Origin of the sequence: Ensifer sp. ENS08, assembly GCF_014852195.1 — a bacterium.
GTDB lineage: Bacteria > Pseudomonadota > Alphaproteobacteria > Rhizobiales > Rhizobiaceae > Ensifer > Ensifer adhaerens.
Genome location: NZ_JACVBF010000014.1, coordinates 185394 through 201478, shown reverse-complemented (window position 1 = coordinate 201478; position 16085 = coordinate 185394). Strand labels below are relative to the sequence as shown.

Here is a 16085-nt window from a genome sequence, read left to right as displayed (position 1 = left end):
CTGACCCAGGGGGTATCGTCAGAGCCGGAAACCAGCCGGTAATTGATTGGAATCGTGGCCGGCTTCAAATCGGAACGGTGGCCGGATTTTGATCGGAATGCTGGCCGGCTTCAGGTCGGAATCCGCACCCAATCATCTCGAAGAAAGTATCGAAGCGATTTTTCCCTTTCGCCCCGACAGCACAGGCGCTGAAAGGACCCTCTGCGATCGAGGCTGGCTCCGCGGCTTCAGTCTCGGCGATACTGCCCGACGACTTTTATACAAGTATGGAATGGGCGGCATCTACGGGCGGCAGAGCGAGTTTGAATGCGCGCTCTGATTTATTGGCTGGCCGGATTCCCGTCGGCCGCACGGGAGAGATTCGCCGGGCGCCTGCCGCAGAACTCCATAGCTAGTGTGTGGGGCGTTCCAGCAGGGCACAAAGACTGCATCTGGCCTCTCCATACCAATAGCATGGTGCGGTCTCAGGTATTTTTGGGAAGGTAAAGAGGTAGCGAATCTGCCCCACTGAGGGGCAGATTCGCCAGATTCTCCAAATGACTCGGCCTTCGAAACAAGCGTTCTCTGCTGCGGCACCAAGGAACCCGCCTCAAAGAGGGGTGCACGCTAAGTTCGATATTCGTGTCGTTCGGAGAATACGGGCGGCGCCACAGCCTCGTCCTGGCCGTAAACGGCCTTGCGGTTGCCGCCCATAGAGGCCTAGTGCTCCGTCAAAGGCACCTGAGTTCTGCGCTCTCCTTTGCACCACTGGTATCCTCGGCCAGTTTGCAGCAACAGGACCAAAAATCGCAGAAATGAGTGTACCGCGACGATTTGGACTGTCGAAACCTGGGAGTGGTAAAACGCCGGCGAAAACCGGACTGCAACTCTGAGCCTCGAAAACCGCTCGCTGAGAACGAATAGAGGATCGACGGTTCCCCACGAAATCCGAAAGGCCTTTGGTCAAGAGTCGCGTAGAAAACTTATGCCAAGACGATTGTAGGTATTCATGAGACCGATCGCGATTGTGAGGTCGACAAGTTCTTTACTCGAAAAGACAGCTGTGGCTGCGAGGTACGCCTCATCCGGAATGGCCGTATCGGCAACCTTCGTAACAGTCTCTGCCCACGCGAGCGCTGCCTGCTCGCGGTTGGTGAACATGGAGGGCGACTCTCGCCAAACCGAAGCAAGCGCCAACTTATCGAAAGAGACGCCCCGGTTCACCAGATCTCCGGTGCTCAAGTCGATGCACGACGGGCACTTGTTGATCTGACTGACCCGCAGATAGACCCATTCAATCAAGTCCTGCTCAAGACCACACTCCATGATGTAGCCATAGACTCCTCCCAGCGCCTTGATGCCTGCAGGAGCGATCTTGGTATAGTCTAGACGCATCGCCATAGGACCTTCCTTTCAGTAGCAGCATGTGCAAACTTTACCAAATCAGTTATTTGCTTTGCATGCGGTGACAATGCCATCGTAACGCCCATCCCGATAGCACTGACATTCAACAAAACGAGTGTACCGTCTTGTTAACGCCGAAGCTTAATCTGCAGCTCGATCCTCACAGCCGGAAACCGCTAGCCGAACAGATACGATCCGGCATCCTTGAGGCGATCGAGAGCGGCGTCCTGGAGCCAGATTCAAGGCTTCCGTCCTGGAATGATCTTGCCTCGCAACTCGGTGTCGCCCGTGGCACTGTAAAAGCGGCATACGAGCGACTGAGCGACGACCAGGCTGTCGTGGCCTCTCCATCCATGGGAACTCGAGTTGCCAGGCGGCCTAGCCCCATGAAACCAGCTGCAGCCCGGGACGACGGGAGCGGCCTTCCAGACTTCTATCATCAGCTCTCTGCTGGGTCGGTGATGTTTCAGATGGGAATACCGGCACCTGAGACCTTCCCAGCAAAGCTATTCTCGAAAATCAGAGTCCGGGCCATCAGGAAGGAAAGTGCTACGGCGCCTGCCTACCCGGACCCGCGAGGGGAATTTTCCTTCCGATCGCAGATCGCCGCGTACCTGGCTTTAGGCCGATCAATGCGCTGCGAGCCCTCGCAAGTGTTCATTACGCAGGGTTTCGCCGGAGGCCTCACGTTCGTGTTGCGCGTGCTGAACATGAGCGGCCAGACGGCCTGGATTGAAGATCCTTGCTACCCCATTTCGCGGCACGCACTCGAACTGGCTGGAATTTCCCCCTGCCCAGTGCGCGTTGATGTCAACGGAATGGACGTGGGCTTTGGCATTCAAGCGGCACCGCGGGCATCGCTTGTCCTGACCACCCCGGGGCAACAAGCACCGCTTGGTATGACAATGTCGCTCGAGCGCCGCGTGGAGCTGACGCAGTGGGCGGAGGAGAATGGAGCGTGGATCATCGAGGACGATTACCTCGGCGAGATGCAACTAGAGGGACGGGCAAGCCCTGCCCTGGCTTCACTGGACCCGACTCGCGTCATTCACATTGGGACCTTTAGTAAAACGATCAGCCCGGCCCTTCGGCTGGGTTTCGTGGTTGTTCCACCTTCCCTAGTGGCGCGTTTTGCCGAAGCTGCCATCTATGCATGGCCCGCTCCTGGACCATCGGTGCAATACACCGTCACCGACTTCATTCAGGACGGCCACTATCTGCGGCACTTGCGGAAGGTCCGACGCGACTATGCCGAGAAACGCGAATTGTTGTCAGAGGCCATTCAACGAATCGGGCTACCCGCGTCTCCTGCCGGATTGTCCGTGGTGGTCCGACTGCCCGAAGCGGTTTCCGATGTCGATATCGCACGCTCCGCTTTGAGGTTTGGGATGGCACCAGCTCCCCTGTCGCCCTGGTTTATCTCCCCAACTTCTGTCGGGAGCGGCCTGCTGCTTGGCGCGCCAAACGTCAACCCCAAGACGCTCGACTCCTACTGCGAGCGTATCAAACGCCTCATCGATAAGGGCTCCACCGCGACTCTGGTATAATTGCTCTGCGTCCTTCGCTGCAGCTACAATATCTGCTGATTGCTGGTGCTACCGCACCCGGGCTGCTCACCATTTTGCCCGGGTGAAGAAGCTCGCGCGCTCCGTTCGTCGATGCATCGAACGATCTATCTGCTCTCGCTTCGCAGTACATACGAATTGGACGTTCTTGGTGCTTTTTGTTGCTCCAACCTCGCTTCATATTAGCGACGCTGAAAGCAAACGTTCAACGGAGACAACAACAATGCCCCTTTCTAAAACATCTAATGTTACTGAAGGCCGTAGCGAGGCACTGTTGCTTCCCCTGGCCTCATCCAAAGCCGCCCAGTTCGGGCAAAATGAACAGCGCGGCTTCAGCGCGACAGCTTGGAGCAAACGGATAGCGTTCCTGCTTCTGATCACCGTCAGCGGAGCAGCCTTGTCGTCCTGCACTGATGCCAGGTCCGAACCCTCCGCGCCTCCCCCGGCCGCGGTTGACGTTGCTCCGGTGTTCGAAAAGAAAGTTCATATTTGGGACGAATTCAATGGCCGCATCGCTGCGGTGGACTCGGTCGAGATCCGCCCTCGCGTCACAGGCTACATCGACAAAGTCAACTATCGTGAGGGCGATGAAGTCAAACGCGGCGATCTGCTCTTTACGATCGACCAGCGTCCCTACCGTGCCGCTCTGATGAGCGCAATGGCGCGCCTCGCTCGCGCGGAGGCATTGGTCGGCACGACCAAAGACCGCAAGGAGCGTGGGGCTGCACTTCGCAAGAGCAAGTTCATCTCGGATGAAGATGCAAACGATCGGAGCCGCGACTACGAGCAGGCGCAGGCGGACGTACTTGAAGCCCAGGCGGCGCGTGATATTGCCGAACTGAACCTGAAGTTCACGGAAGTTCGCGCGCCAATTGACGGCAAGGTCGGTGAAGCGAGGCTGACGGAAGGGAATTTGGCTGTTGCTGACCAAACCCTGCTGACTACCGTAGTCTCCCAGGACACGGTCTATGTCGACTTCGACCCGGACGAGCACAGCTACCTTCGTTATGCAGCTCAGGCCCGCGAGACTAAGACGTCGATCTCTGACCTGCTGATCAAGGTTGGCTTGGCAAATGAGGACGGATTCCCTCATTCAGCCAAGATCAGCTTTCTGAACAACGAAGTCGACCCGACCACGGGGAGTATCCGCCTCCGCGCACTTCTGGCCAATAAGGACAAGGTATTCACGCCGGGGCTCTATGCTCGGGTCCAAATTGCCCGGGACAGCGAAAACAGTGCGCTGCTCGTCGATGACAAGGCCATCCTGACCGATCAAGATCGGCGGTTCGTCTACATACTCGATGACAAAAACAATGCGGTTCGTAAGGACATAAGTGTTGGGCGGCTGATCGACGGCCTTCGCGTCGTCGACACCGGTCTCAAGCCAGGCGACCAAGTCGTAGTCGCAGGTTTTCAGAAGATCTATGCCTCGGGAACCCCGGTTTCCCCGTCTGCTGTCGCGATGACATCCACTACCGACTGAGGAGGAGAAAATGAACTTTTCGCGCTACTTCATCGACAGGCCTATCCTTGCGATAGTCCTCTCGGTCCTGATCTTCCTCGTGGGCCTTGTCTCCATACCGTTTCTTCCGGTGGGAGAGTATCCTGAGGTCGTGCCGCCGAGCGTTGTCGTGCGCGCCAACTTCCCCGGGGCGAACCCGAAAGAAACGGCGGAGACCGTCGCGACGCCGCTGGAAGAAGCCATCAATGGCGTTGAAGGCATCATGTACATGAAGTCTGTAGCGGGCTCTGACGGCTCGCTACAAATTGTCGTTACGTTTTGGCCGGGCATCGATCCAGATACCGCAGCCGTTCGCGTTCAGAATCGCGTAAGCCAAGCGCTGAGCAGATTGCCGGATGCCGTTCGCCAGATTGGCGTGACGACCCAGAAGCAATCTCCAACTCCGCTGATGTACGTTAGCATTACGTCGCCCGACAACTCCTACGACCCTCTCTACTTGCGCAACTTCATCCGCCTCAACGTCAAGGATGAACTCTCACGGATCACCGGGATTGGGGATGTCGTCGCTTATGGTGCGGGCGACTACGCCATGCGCGTCTGGTTGGATCCGAACAAGCTTTCAACGGTCGGCCTCACCGCCGGCGATGTCTTAAAAGCTATTCGAGAGCAGAATGTCCAGGTGTCTGCCGGTCAACTCGGAGCCGAACCCTCACCTACCACCACGGACTTCCTGCTGTCGATCAACGTAGCCGGCCGCCTGCGCACCGAACAGGAATTTGGCGACATCATCTTGAAGAGCGGCGACGTTGGCCAGATGGTGAAGCTATCGGACGTCGCCCGCATCGAGCTTGGGTCCGGCGACTACACCATGAGGACCAAGGACGACAATCAGAACGCCGCAATGGTAGGCATTTTTCTATCGCCCGGTGCAAACGCGCTCGGCGTGGCTGGCGCTGTCTACGAGAAGCTGGATGAGATTTCCAAGACCTTTCCAAAGGGTATCATCTACCGCGCGACATGGGATCCGACGGTGTTCGTCCGCGATTCAATCACTGCGGTGCAACAAACCTTGTTGGAAGCGATCATACTGGTCGTGCTCGTTGTCATCATCTTTCTCCAGACCTGGCGCGCCTCAGTCATCCCGCTGGTGGCCGTCCCAGTCTCGATCGTCGGCACGTTCGCCTTCCTCTACCTTCTTGGTTTCTCCATCAATACCCTAACCCTGTTCGGCCTCGTACTCGCCATCGGCATTGTCGTCGACGATGCCATCGTGGTCGTTGAAAACGTTGAGCGATTCATCGCACAGGGCCTATCACCAAGGGAGGCTGCATATGCGGCCATGAAGGAGGTCTCGGGGCCCATCATAGCCATTGGTCTCGTACTGTGCGCCGCATTCGTGCCCATGACTTTTCTTTCCGGGGTCACAGGGCAGTTCTACAAGCAGTTTGCCGTGACGATCGCCATCTCCACGGTTATCTCTGCATTCAATTCGTTGACCCTTTCACCTGCACTCGCAGCGAAACTTCTTCGGGATCACCACGCCCCGAAGGATCGACTGTCCCGAGGCATCGACAAGGTATTCGGAACCTTCTTCCGTGCCTTCAATCGTTTCTTCGACAAATCAGCCGAAGGCTACGAGCGCACGGTTAAGAGGTCCTTCGGTCGGCGTGGACCAGTTATGTTCGTCTACGTGGTGCTTCTAGGGGCAACCGTCGCATTTTTTCAACTGGTACCAGGCGGATTCATCCCCACACAAGACAAGCTCTACCTCTTCACAGGGGCGAAACTTCCGGAGGGAGCTTCTCTCGGGCGAACTAACGAAGTCGCGGACAAGATGGATGAGATCGCGCGGTCAGTGGACGGCGTCGCTTCCATTTCTTCGTATGTCGGCCTGAATGCTCTGCAGCTGGTAAACACGCCGAACGTCACCGCATCCTACGTTATTCTGAAACCGTTTGGCGAACGTCAACGATCGGCGCAGGAGATCAACGCGGAGCTCAACGGCAAGCTTTTCGGCATCAAGGAGGGGTTCGCATACTCGCTTATGCCTCCGCCGATCCAGGGCCTGGGTAACGGTTCAGGCTATTCGCTGTACCTCAAGGACAGGGCGGGTCTCGGCTATGCGGCCCTGCAGGACGCAGTAAACAAGATGCAGTCGGTGATCGCTCAAACGCCCGGGATGACCTATCCCGTCACCTCGTATCAGGCGAACATCCCGCAACTCGAGGTCAAAATTGACCGCGCCAAAGCGAAGGCCCAAGGTGTTGTCCTCACCGATCTCTTCGAAACGCTGCAGACGTACCTAGGGTCCGCGTACATAAACGACTTCACCCGCTTCGGTCGTGTCTATCGCGTTGTTGCGCAGGCAGACTCATCCTTCCGGCAACAGGCGGAAAGTATCGGCAATCTGAAAGTCCGAAACGGCATGGGCGACATGGTCCCGATCGGGTCGATGATCAACGTCGTACAAACATTCGGCCCGGACCCTGTAGTACGCTACAACGGCTATCCGGCGGCGGACCTTATCGGCGACTCGGACCCGCGGGTATTGTCTTCCACGCAGGTCATCGCGAAGATAACAGAACTCGCAAAGGAGAACCTCCCAGCGGGGATCGAGCTCGAATGGACCGATCTCAGCTACCAACAGGTCAGTCAGAGCAATTCGTCAGCAATCGTCTTTCCGATTGCGGCATTGCTGGTGTTCATGGTGCTCGCCTCCCTCTACGAAAGCTGGACATTGCCCCTATCGGTCATCCTGATCGTTCCGGTCTGCATGTTCTCGGCTCTCTTCGGCGTATGGCTGACAGGTGGAGACAATAACGTGTTCGTGCAGGTCGGTCTCGTCGTCCTGATGGGCCTGGCATGCAAGAATGCAATCCTGATCGTCGAGTTTGCCCGAGAGCTTGAACATCAAGGCAAGTCCGCGGTCGAGGCAGCACTGGAAGCATGCAGGTTGCGGTTGCGCCCGATTATCATGACATCAGTTGCGTTCATTGCAGGCTCTGTCCCGCTCCTGATCGGACATGGGGCTGGCGCAGAGGTGCGATTTGCGACAGGCGTGACCGTGTTCGCCGGGATGATCGGCGTAACGATCTTCGGGCTGTTTCTTACACCTGTATTCTTCATCATCCTGAGGCGCGCGCCTTCATCAGTGAAACAGGCGAGCGAAACTCCTCAGCCCCAGACGGAAGCGCACTAACTAGCGAGGGAAAATCCTCGTTGAAAACAGCAAGAACAGGAACATCTAATCCCAGACAAAACAGCCCACAGCGTTGTTCGACACTCTCGAACTCCTCTGTGGGCTGATCCTGGAGAGTAGCGCTTCAGCTATGTGATTTCTTGGGCTTCGGGACTGGGCATTGCACAATTCAACAATCGGGTCTCGAGCGATTTCGGGAGCTTGCGCCTAGGGCCAGATCACTTGCAGCGTGTCTTCCTGGTCGAACCCGCCCTCGAGCTGATCTGACGAACCGAGTTTCCCGCCGAAAAGATCATCAATCGACCTGATTGGCCTCAGTCACGGGACTTACGCTATCCGTCACAAACGCTTGAAAAGCACGTGGCGACTACATTTCTGAAGCCCTCGTTTCCGGCGCCGCCATCCCAAGCCTCTTCAAGGATAGGAACGAGCCTAAAAAGCCGGACTTACTTCTTGCCCTTCTATAACTAACACTACTGAATGCCAGACTCGCTGGGGCGGCTGGGCGGCCCGTCTTGGCGGCGACCTTCGCGTGACAGCTGAAATCCTGGCTAGTGCGGATGCGCCCAAATCGAAGCAAATGGATCTGCTGAAGCTGGTGAAGGCGCGGTCGATGCGGGCGAGCTTCGCAGTTGGCTAGCGCCGCCCGCGCACGTGCCTCGTGGCGCAGACTTCCCATTTTCACGGCACGAGAACGCGGGACGGTGGCCGTCAGTTTCGGAAGGTGTGATGGTCCAGGGCCGGACGCAGGAGTTTGGACTTTTCCCTCAACGTGGACATATTGCCAGATAACTCGCTTTTAGGTGAATCCGGACCGCCGAAATGCGCGTCACACGCTTATTGTTTCGAGCGAGCGTGCGCCGGGAGGTAGATGCGCGCATCAGTGCCAACATTGGGCTCACTCTCCAACTGAACACGACCTCCCGCCGCACGAGCGAACTCCTCGACGAGCGGTAGGCCGAAACCGCCCAATCCACCGGATTTCGTGGTGAAGTAAGGCTCCTTAGCTCGCCTCAGTGTCTCCTGAGGCATACCAATACCCGTGTCACTGACGGAAATCTCGATGTGCGCATTGTTCGCGGATCCTCTGCAAGAAGCCGAAAGAACGATAACGCCTCCCATCGGCAATGCGTCACCTGCGTTGCGCAAAAGTAGCATGATCGCGTTTTGAAGCGTCTCCTTTGAGCAGGTGATGCCAATTGATCCAACGTCGGAACGGACATCGAACCGAGTGCTGTGCGAAAGCATCGGCCGAAACATCTCCGCCAACTCAGCTAAGCAGGCGGAAACGTCAACATCATGCAATGACAAGTCCGCCTCAGCGGAGGTCGAAAAATGGTAGTCCGCTTTAGTTCGGGAAGCCCTGGCCATGTGAGTGCCTTTCCTTTGTCGATGCAAATCTCGGCCGACTACTTGTCCCGCGGCTCGAGCGCCTTAAGAAACTTGGGATCTCGGAACTACACAGCGGGCCCGCGCTGGCCCTGTTCCTGTGAAACCACGCATTTCGACTTGCGCGCTCACTCCGTCAGGAAAACATCGGTATAGAGCTCGTCGGGATCAGGTTCTCGATTGTCGATGGCAAAATCGGCAGCAGCCGACACCATCGCGCGAACCTCTACGTCAATGGACTTCAATTCTTGTTCAGGCATTGTCCATTCAGTCACCAAGCGGCGACCTGCCAGGTCGATTGGATCGCTCTCCCCGCGAACACCGTCAACTTCCTCTTTCGTCCGATACTTCGCCGGGTCGGACATCGAGTGTCCTCGATAACGGTAGGTCTGCATCTCGAGAATGTAGGGCCCGCCGCCACCTCTCGCGTGCTCGATCGCCTTCAAGCCTGCATGAAAAACCGCGCGGACATCCATGCCATCGACCTGTTCACCTGGAATGGCGAATGACAAGCCGCGCTTTGAGAAGTCCGTTTGTGCCGAGGCGCGATTTACGACCGTACCCATGGCGTAGCGATTATTTTCAACCACATAGACGATTGGGAGTTTCCATAGGGCAGCCATGTTAAAGCTCTCGTATACTTGCCCTTGATTGGCCGCTCCATCGCCAAAATATGTGACGCAAACACTTCGATTGCCCCGATATCGATTTGCAAACGCAATCCCCGTCCCCAAACTAACTTGGGCGCCTACAATTCCATGTCCCCCGTAAAAGTGTTTCTCCTTCGAGAACATATGCATCGAGCCGCCCTTCCCCTTAGAGAGTCCGCCCGCCCGCCCGGTCAGCTCGGCCATGACGCCGTTCGGGTGCATGCCGCATGCCAGCATATGACCATGATCGCGATAGCCAGTTATCACTTGATCGCCTAATTGAGACGCCATCTGCATTCCTACAACGACTGCCTCTTGTCCTGTGTAGAGGTGGCAGAAGCCCCGTATAAGTCCCATGCCGTACAACTGGCCGGTCCGTTCCTCAAAACGCCGGATCAAGAGCATCTCTCGATACGCACGAAGATCGAACTCTCTACCAAGCTCCCTCATTGAACATCTCCGATCACTGCAAAGTCGGGTGCGGGGCCAAAGCTGTCTTCGGCGGGCCGAGACGCGTTCATACCTGCCGCTGCTTGTCGGAAGTGGCGATAATGCGCTCCAGAATGTGTTTTGAGGACGCAGGCATCGGGAGGGGGATCCGCCTGCGTCCTCTCGCTCCGAGTCGTAACTACAAGAGTACCCTCCGAGCGTTTTATGCTCTGCGCAGAGATAGCGCGACGAAATAAAGGCTGAAATTAGCTTGACAGATACTGGCAAGAATAAATGAGCATGCCGAATTATCCTCACGAGATACTTATAACTTCAGAGTTTTATATATCAGGTGTTTGGATTTCTAGTAAGTTACACGATGGTATACACCACATCCGGCGCGGGCGCGTACCCGCGACGCTTGTCGACCCGTCCGGAAATCCGGTCGAACCCTTTTCCGTGCATGGAGTACGGCAAAAACGATCAGCCCAAGGATGCGATCCGCAAGGCAGCTGCCGGGATTACCGGGCTCGCTGGCATGCCATCTGTCCGAGCGACTACATGCGCGAAGAAAAAGTAAGCCGCTGAAGGGTCCGGATGATCCGCGTTCTGCCGGAACGCTGCAGGTCATTGCCTACAGCCCCTTGGATGCCCACTTGCGTCCGCCTGCCTCTCGCAAGACGTTTGCCGGGGCCGACTAGGACGGCGCCAGGGATGCCGTGCGTGCATAGCGTAGATCCGCTTCAGGATCCTTAGGCGGCGGCGGAACTTTCCTATCAATAGCCGCTGCGCTCGCGCGATTTAGGAGCGGTGCGCGCTGAAATCTTTCCGCGGCGGGATGTTCCGTTTCACGTCCGTCACGATTACCCGCGGCGAAATCGCTATACCAGCCAGGGGCAACCCTGCCAAATAGCAGTAAGGTTGCCCCCGCTGTTGTATCAAATTTCGTCAGGGCCCTTCCTGTAGACCAGAAACTTGTTGCCCTCAGGGTCGCGGAAATAGGCGCAGTATGGGCCATCCTCGTTGTCACCCCGGGGACCGGGGGCCCCTTCGTCGGATCCACCCGCTGCGAGAGCAACCGCGTGTGCTTCGCGAACCTGCGCACGCGACCGTGCTTCGAAAGCGACCATATTGCCGTTCCCGATCCTGGCCGCACCACCGTCGAACGGCTTCACCACGCCAAACTCAAGGGCCTTGTCACCGAAGTAAACTGCCCGCCCAGGCTGAACGAGGATCCGGCCCACGCCGAACACTGCAAACAGCTTATCGTAAAAGGCCGCAGCCGCGTCCAAATCATTAGTACCCACTGTCGAATGACCAGGCAAACTGCGCGCCTTCACGGACTGGGTTGCGATATCGCTCATAGACGTTCCTTTCAATCCACATCGCTGGTGTATTTCAACCTGCGACAGATCAAATGCCGTCCTCCCGTATCTGCAATTTGTCCGTCTATAACCTTTCTTGTATCCCAATGTTCGAATGTGGCGGAAAGCGCGCTCATTGCCTCCGGACATCAGTCGAACCTTGTCAGTTGACGATCGACAGATCGATACTGCTGCCGGTCCGTCCACGTGCTGTTTATGCATGCCGGAAGGCATCGACACGGCCATTCGTCAACGGACGGTTGAAGCGCACTACTGACGGCCTTCGAGTGTCGCTTGAACACGCCGTTCCACACGAAAATCCGAGTAGCCGATGTATGCGTCACGGTTACGCTTCGAGAGACGCAGTAAAATCCCCGCGGGATGACCCGCAGACCGCCCCGCTAGAAACGTGTTGCATGTGCCCGCCTCCGCTACACGCCCAAGCGGAGCGGCCACGAGTTAAGCCTGAGCGATTGGCCACACCCCGTACGAACAGAACAAACATTACCAAGATGATCTGCGATGGGGGTCAGCTGTAAAAGCCGATCCCAGCGTGCATCGGTCCCGAGTAGCCTAAGTTTGTTCAACGCCCATGACCAACCCCTCGATGTCGTACTTCTGAGTGATCGGCACCAGCTCGTAGACCACACGGCACACGAGATGCTTCTTTGCGATGTCGGGCAAGGCATCGTACCAGTCGCGTGTGACCATCATATCGTGCAATGCCGCATGTCCGGCGCCCGGCGCGTCGACACCAAGCACCATGACGGGCCGATGCGTGACGATGATGGACGTGGCAAACGCTGCGGGTTGCTCCCAGGCCACGGTCTCTGTCGTCTTGAACGACGTCAGCGACATCAAGATTTCACCTGACCATCGCATGCGGGTGATCAACGCCGCGCGATCGAGGGGCTATGGACTCGGGAGCGTCATTCGACGCGCGAACCTTGAGGGACTGCGTGGTGGCTGCATCGGCTTCATTGTAGACCAACTCGCGACCACGCCGGAGGCGGTTAACGCGATCGAAGGCGCCAGACACGGTTCGTGGGACAAGGACATCACCATTCTCGTGGCTCAAACTCAAAGCCGTCTGGAGCATGAACGCAAGGCCGTCTCTCGGCTTCTTGTCGATCTTTACCCGCCGCGTATCCTTAGACGCAATTTTTAACAACCTCCCCGTCCCCCTGGTGCTTCTTCCCTATGACGGCCGCCTGGTTGCTGAAGGGAATTGGACGCCGACGTCCGGTTACGAGGCCATGCGGAAACTCCTGTCTCTCGAACAACCTCCTACGGCTGTCTTTTGCCAGAATGACAAGATGGCGATGGGATGCTTCGATGCAATCCGTGAGTTTGGCCTACGCGTCCGCGAAGACATCTCGGTCATGGGCTACGACGATGACGAACTATCTCGGCACCTGAGGCCACAGTTGACGACGCTTGAACTCCCGCACTGCGCTATGGGAACTTGGGCCATCGGGCAGCTTGCGAAAAAGCCCAGTGGTCATTCCCGGGCAGTTCATAAAGTGACCTGTACGCTGATTGAAAGAGCCTCATCAGTGAGATTGAGCTGACAGGCGGCTATGCGTTATCGATCGATCGTGGGAACGAGCGGTGCGCACTCGAAGACAGGCTACAACTGCGTCCCAGATCTACGCTTGAGCCGCCCGCTGGGCGCAAGGGCCCGCGGCGTGGCCGGCGACGATCTCCAATCAATCAAAAGACGGCTGCTATCGTTACAGCAGAGATCCTATCCCATCTGTATCGAACTGATACGCTGCCCCACGGATCATTAAGTCAAGTCGGTTGCGCCTATCGCTGTCAGGTCGCTCATAGTTGCCATTGTCTAATCCCCCCCTAGATGCCAGAGCATGGATACACAACGAGCATCTGGCGCTTCACGCGCGAGCGAGGTTTCAGCACCACCAGCCATCCAGCGCCTTCCCCCGACAGTCGTCAGCGAAGTCGATCGTCTTCTTGCGGGGCGCACACGTGATATTCGCCTCAACGCCGAACTTGCCCGGCTCTTTCACACGCGGTCGTGGCCACAGGCATCGAAGATTATCGGGGCATGGATGGTCTGGGTCGTGGTCCTCGACTTCCTGACGCTGGCCGTGAATGCCGCCTTGCTCCCTTCTGAAACCGTCATGAAAATGCTTCTGCCAGCGTCGGTCTTGCCCCCGGCAGCAATCTTTACTGCCCTCGCTTTCCGGAAACCGCGCGCGATGTGGATCCAGGGAATCGCGCTCCACGCAGGCGTGTTTCTGATCCTGCTTTCCGTCGCGCTGGTCGGCGTCAATACGGGAGGCGACTATTACGAGCGGCACCTGACGATCATGCTTTTTGTCGCCGTAACCGCAATCATCATATTTCCCGTTCCGTTCGAATGGTCGATTGCAATCGCCGTCTTTGCGCTCGGCCTTTACCTTTTCTTCCAGATGCAGAACCCGGAAATCACGGATGAGAATGCTTTCGCCGGTGCGCTCTTTTTCGCAAGCGGGGTCGTTGCGACGGTGGTTGCGCGCAGGACTGCACGCGTCCTGGCGCACAAGACCTTTCTGCTCGAACTGCGCGACCGGTCTCGTCTTGGTGAACTGACCGACGCAAATTCGCGGCTCGAGCTGCTCGCCCGAACGGATCCACTCACAGGTATCGCGAACCGACGCTGGATGATGGAAACGCTCAGTCGCGCGTGGAGCGACGAGATCGCGCAAAGCCAGGGCGCAGCAATTCTGATGTGCGATATAGACCACTTCAAACAGCTGAACGACAGTCTCGGCCACGCCGAGGGTGATCGGTGCCTTGTGAAGGTCGCCGGTATTATTCAGAGCAGCTTGCGTGACGATCGCGATCTGGTCGCGCGTTACGGAGGAGAGGAATTTCTCATCCTTCTGCGCGATGCCAATCGGGAGGATGGCATCTCGGTGGCGGAGCGAATTCGACGGCGCGTCGAAGCTGCGTCGCTGCCAAACCCGAGATCGGCCGTCGGCGCCTATGTCACGGTCAGCATCGGACTGGCGGTGCTCAACCGCAGCGGTGGAACCGTATCGTCAGAGGGATTGCAGCAACAAGCGGACCAAGCATTGTACGAGGCAAAGAAAAAGGGACGCAACCAGGTGATGGTCTATCGGCCAGACGCATTCGCAAAGACCCAGCTTGAATAACCTTGCGCGCAATTGGGCAAGTCGACTGTGGTGGAAAGCGCTCATTTGCCCACGGACACGAGCCGAACCTCTTCGGTGGAGGATCGACGACAACGAGATCGATACGCGTACCAGATCTCTGGGGTCCGTTCACGCTATCCATACATGCCGGAACGCATCGACACGGCCATCCGCCAACGGAAGGTTGAAGCCGCACTACTGAATGCACTCCGAGAAAAGGATCGGGGCGTTTTCGCCCCTACGTGCCCGACTGCAGGTGCTGAAGGGAGGCATCTAGAGACGGTAGAGCGAGTTTTGATGCTCTCTCTGCCTAAATCGTCGGTCGAAACAACGTCGGCCATAACTGGCTTTCAAATGTATGTGCCGAAAAGCAAAAATCTCCACTGATGGCCGGTTTTGCACCCTAGGACTGCAAGACCTTGGAGCCGCGCTTGGCAATCAGAATGACAACGATTGCGGCAAAAACAACGTAAGCGAGTCCCGCTTGCCACGAACCCATTGGAAGTCCGACGAGCAGCAATGTGTCGTTCCCGCCCGGTATCAGGAGCGCACCTACGCCCATGAGTGCTCCGCTCATGGTTCTTCTTGCGATGACTTTTCTGTTGGGCCATCTCAGAACAACGCGACGTTTTCTCATGCGCGCTGACATGAAGCTTCCGCCAACCATGCAAACAGATATCACCAAACCTGCAAATCCTATCGACGTGTTAGAACCGATTGAGGTCGTTATGGAGAAGCCTGACGCCACAGATGCCAGGAACGCGGAGGCAACACCAATCGCCGCCATCGTCCAAGTTAGGCGCACAAACTCGGACTGCCTGCGGAAGCTGACTGCGGACCTAAAAAGCAATATCAGCGCCAAAATGAGTGCGAGATAGATCAAGCCAAGAGGTGGCCGCATGCTGATAAGCGTGTGATCTGGATCGAGAAGAAAATATCTCTCGATGTACGTCACGCCCAAGATTCCAAGAAACGTAAACGCGAAACTGACGTCCCCGTCGCCGAGATGGCCTACCGATCCAAAAATACAAGCGCCGTTAGCGTAAGTGCCCACTCCCAACAATACAGCGGCGGGGAGGATCCAATAAATATCCCGCCATGCCTCCGTGACCGCCGGCACGTCGAGCAGACTATAGGCGAGCGCGGCCCAAGCAGCGCATTCGAAGAGGGCAACAAGTCTTGCTGGCTTCCTCCAGATTACGAGTGCGGCCGCAGCGGTAACCGTGCATATCGAGCCCCGGTTCATTACAAAACCTAGCACGAAACCCATCGCACCGCATGTGACGTACACCTTCCAGAGCTCGACGTTCCCCGGACCTATTTCGGCAGGAGAAATGCTCACTGGTCAGCCTTTCCCAAAGCAACCGTCACCGTCTATTTCTGCCGCGCCCATCAGTTCAATCGGTCCACGGTATTGCGGTGCGCACCAGTTGGCTATGATTCCTTGGTGTACGTGCGGTGCAAACCTTTGACCAGCGCCCCT

The 16085-nt window shown here is 57.0% G+C and carries 11 protein-coding genes; 5 read left to right on the top strand and 6 right to left on the bottom strand.

Annotation, left to right across the window (positions count from 1 at the left end; genetic code table 11):
* Positions 1-942 precede the first annotated feature (942 nt).
* Positions 943-1380: a carboxymuconolactone decarboxylase family protein gene (locus IB272_RS25480; RefSeq protein ID WP_192445399.1), complete on the bottom strand. Its 438-nt coding sequence runs from the start codon at positions 1378-1380 to the stop codon at positions 943-945.
* 128 nt (positions 1381-1508) lie between these two features.
* Here IB272_RS25480 and IB272_RS25475 point away from each other — a divergent pair, with 128 nt between their 5' ends.
* The 3 genes from IB272_RS25475 to IB272_RS25465 all read left to right on the top strand — a co-directional run bounded on the left by IB272_RS25475 (position 1509) and on the right by IB272_RS25465 (position 7609).
* On the top strand, positions 1509-2930 hold the full coding sequence (locus IB272_RS25475) for a PLP-dependent aminotransferase family protein (protein ID WP_192445398.1): 1422 nt from the start codon (positions 1509-1511) through the stop codon (positions 2928-2930).
* Positions 2931-3171: 241 nt separating this feature from the next.
* Complete coding sequence (locus IB272_RS25470) at positions 3172-4431, top strand: efflux RND transporter periplasmic adaptor subunit (RefSeq protein WP_192445397.1); 1260 nt, start codon at positions 3172-3174, stop codon at positions 4429-4431.
* Between the two features lie 10 nt (positions 4432-4441).
* Complete coding sequence (locus tag IB272_RS25465) at positions 4442-7609, top strand: multidrug efflux RND transporter permease subunit (RefSeq protein WP_192445396.1); 3168 nt, start codon at positions 4442-4444, stop codon at positions 7607-7609.
* An 837-nt stretch (positions 7610-8446) separates the two neighbouring features.
* On the opposite strand, the gene IB272_RS25460 is transcribed toward IB272_RS25465, so the two are convergent.
* From IB272_RS25460 to IB272_RS25445, 4 genes are all read right to left on the bottom strand, one after another.
* Positions 8447-8980 carry an ATP-binding protein gene (locus tag IB272_RS25460; RefSeq protein WP_192445395.1) on the bottom strand — a complete coding sequence of 178 codons (534 nt, stop codon included), beginning with the start codon at positions 8978-8980 and terminating at the stop codon, positions 8447-8449.
* A 146-nt stretch (positions 8981-9126) separates the two neighbouring features.
* Positions 9127-10098, bottom strand: a complete 972-nt coding sequence (pdhA, locus tag IB272_RS25455) for a pyruvate dehydrogenase (acetyl-transferring) E1 component subunit alpha (RefSeq protein ID WP_192445394.1) — start codon at positions 10096-10098, stop codon at positions 9127-9129.
* Between the two features lie 917 nt (positions 10099-11015).
* Positions 11016-11441 carry a VOC family protein gene (locus IB272_RS25450; protein WP_192445393.1) on the bottom strand — a complete coding sequence of 142 codons (426 nt, stop codon included), beginning with the start codon at positions 11439-11441 and terminating at the stop codon, positions 11016-11018.
* 573 nt (positions 11442-12014) lie between these two features.
* Positions 12015-12299 (bottom strand): hypothetical protein, encoded by a 285-nt coding sequence (locus tag IB272_RS25445; protein ID WP_246810427.1) that lies wholly within the window; start codon positions 12297-12299, stop codon positions 12015-12017.
* On the opposite strand from IB272_RS25445, the gene IB272_RS25440 reads away from it, so the two are divergent.
* Complete coding sequence (locus tag IB272_RS25440; protein WP_246810426.1) at positions 12280-12609, top strand: hypothetical protein; 330 nt, start codon at positions 12280-12282, stop codon at positions 12607-12609. The genes IB272_RS25445 and IB272_RS25440 overlap by 20 nt on opposite strands.
* A 700-nt stretch (positions 12610-13309) precedes the next feature.
* A complete protein-coding gene (locus IB272_RS25430) occupies positions 13310-14602 on the top strand; it encodes a diguanylate cyclase (RefSeq protein ID WP_192445390.1) in 1293 nt (430 codons plus the stop codon).
* A 403-nt stretch (positions 14603-15005) separates the two neighbouring features.
* Here the strand turns inward: IB272_RS25430 and IB272_RS25425 are convergent, their stop codons facing one another.
* Positions 15006-15944, bottom strand: coding sequence for a YeeE/YedE thiosulfate transporter family protein (locus tag IB272_RS25425; RefSeq protein WP_348646816.1), 939 nt, complete (start codon positions 15942-15944; stop codon positions 15006-15008).
* Positions 15945-16085: the final 141 nt, after the last annotated feature.